Source organism: Paraburkholderia sp. BR10954 (assembly GCF_040965775.1).
Lineage (GTDB): Bacteria > Pseudomonadota > Gammaproteobacteria > Burkholderiales > Burkholderiaceae > Paraburkholderia > Paraburkholderia youngii.
Genome location: NZ_JBFRCK010000158.1, coordinates 1 through 1,488, shown reverse-complemented (window position 1 = coordinate 1,488; position 1,488 = coordinate 1). Strand labels below are relative to the sequence as shown.

Annotated in this window: 2 protein-coding genes and 1 pseudogene; all 3 read left to right on the top strand. The window is 56.3% G+C overall.

All coding sequences use genetic code 11. The features are described 5' to 3' along the window. The coding region (locus AB4Y34_RS41560; protein WP_368719272.1) for a DUF5372 family protein at nt 1-325 on the top strand (325 nt) is incomplete at its 5' end. A gap of 177 nt (nt 326-502) precedes the next feature. Then, nucleotides 503-967 (top strand): transposase, encoded by a 465-nt coding sequence (locus AB4Y34_RS41555; RefSeq protein ID WP_368719271.1) that lies wholly within the window; start codon nt 503-505, stop codon nt 965-967. Between the two features lie 286 nt (nt 968-1,253). Further along, nucleotides 1,254-1,488 (top strand): annotated as a pseudogene (locus AB4Y34_RS41550) (recombinase family protein); the annotation flags it as partial.

Sequence of the window (1,488 nt, the reverse complement as noted above, 5' to 3'; positions counted from 1 at the left end):
TTGTAACATACCTCGGAATGCGAACCTTGTTGTTGCCTCAGAACACCTTGTCCGCATTACCCATCCGTTTCACCCATTCAGCGGGCAGCGACTTCTGTATATTGGTGAACGCTATAACCGGTCTGGCAGACGTCTCTTGCTGCGCATCGACGACAAGAGCTATTGCTCCGTTCCTCCGAAGTGGACCGATATGAGCGAACCCGATCCTGAAGTCACGATCGGACGAGCTCGCGCGCTGTTCACGGTTGCGGATTTGATGGAGCTTGCGCTCCTCGTGAGACGCTTCTCTTCGCACAGGCATGCAGAGGACGCCTCGCCGATGTAAGAGTAATTATGTCGCTTATGTAAGGTAATTAACGCCGCATATCCTGACTTTCTGTTTTTTGCTAGTCGCTGAGATTGTCCATATTTCGTGCCGTTACTGTTCAAAGTAATAGAACTTGACAAGTTTCATTGTGCGGCATAATTTAATTACACAAACGTGCAAACTTTCGGAGTGACCGTGCCACCGAACGAACGCAAGCACTCGAAGACCGATGTTCTCGCGGAAGACGGTACGCTGAATCCGACACCAGAGAGCGTTCTTGATCCCAAGTTCCAGGAAGGCGGATTCTTCGATCCCCACGACGCCGTGCAGGTCAAGTACGAGATGTTGCGCCGGGTCTCGGTAGAGAAGGCGTCGGTGACGCAGATCTCCGACGAATATGGTGTCTCGCGACCGACCTTCTATCAGGCGCGGGCAGACTTCGAGGAAGGAGGCATCGCAGGTTTGGTCCCGAGGAAGCGTGGACCACGCGGTCCACACAAGATCCAGGGCGACGTATTGGCCTTTCTCAAATCGCAGTTCACGCCCGGGGAACCGATTCGGGCACGCGAACTGGCAAAGCTGGTTCGCAAGGAATTTGGTCTCGATGTGCATCCTAGAACGATCGAGCGCGCCTTCGGTGTAAAAAAAACGGCGGAATAGCACGAACCGGTGCCTGGCCGTTGGTAGTTTCATCTGCAATCGCTGCGCAATACGAGGTGCTGCGCTCCGCCGTGCTTGGCGAGGCCTTGCCCGCAGAGGCCCGCCGCGGACTCAGCGTCTTTCTTGCTCGAGGCATGTGGGCATGGGCACGCATGATGGTTCCAGGGCGTGCTCCGCTGGATCCGATCGGTACCCGGTCCTCTTCGTACACACAGTCCTTCGAGCGCCAGAGCGTCATCTATGCACTCGCCGGCATGGCTATGGCGCTCAATGAGCGGAGAAGACTGTGAACGCATCGCTTAAAGTTCAACCTCACCACCTCGAACGGAGTGCTTACCTTTACATCCGGCAATCGTCGATGCGGCAAGTCGTCGAGAACGTTGAGAGCACGAAGCGGCAATACGCCTTGCGTGGGCGTGCGACCGCGCTCGGCTGGCGCGACGAGCAGATCGTCACGATCGACAGCGATCAGGGCGAATCGGGAGCATCAGCGTCATGGCGGGAGGGGTTTCAACGGTTGG